This window comes from Vibrio sp. 1401, from assembly GCF_033340295.1.
On the sequence record NZ_JAWOWF010000385.1, the window covers coordinates 1 to 687 of the forward strand.

The 687-nt window shown below is 45.3% G+C and carries 1 pseudogene; it reads left to right on the forward strand.

The features are described from left to right. Positions 1–53: 53 nt before the first annotated feature. A pseudogene (locus tag R7Z77_RS25785) lies at positions 54–687 on the forward strand (nicotinate phosphoribosyltransferase); the annotation flags it as partial.

Genomic DNA, 687 nt, shown 5'->3' on the forward strand with positions numbered 1-687 from the left:
AGTTAGTAACAAAAAGTTATATACCCACGGAAGGGCATGTAGAAGGGCTCCGAATGACGACCACACTATTTTCTTCTCGCATCATTCAAAGTGCATTGGACTTTGATGTGTACAAAGTAAACATGATGAGTGCAGTTGCCGCACTTTATCCTGATGCGATGGTGTCATACAAATTCATCGTGCGTAGCGAAGAAGATCTGTCGGAATTGCTGCCAGAGGTAAAGGCAGAAGTTCTTAAACTTCAAGATGTTCGCTTTACTGAAGATGAAATTGCGTACATGAAGCGCGTTGCGCCGTACCTAAAGCCCGAGTTTGTCGAAGCGTTACGTCACTTCCGTTTTAACCCGCAAAGCGATGTCTCTTTCCATAACAAAACCATGTCGGATGGCTCAAGCCAGTTACGCATTACAATCAATGGTTTGTGGAAGGAAACCATTCTGTACGAAACCATCATCATGAGCATTGTGTCGGAAGTTCGCAGCCGTCAACGTTGGTCAGATATCCCGTTCGAGCAGTTCCAAACCGTATTGGAAGACAAAGTTCGCTATTTGAAAGCCGAACTAGAACGTCGCAACATTACTAACTTCAAATTCGCAGATATGTCGACGCGTCGCCGTTTCTCTTTTCAAGCGCAGCGCACCATGCTGGAGTACTTAAGCAAGGAATTGCCACAATGCTTGACGGGAA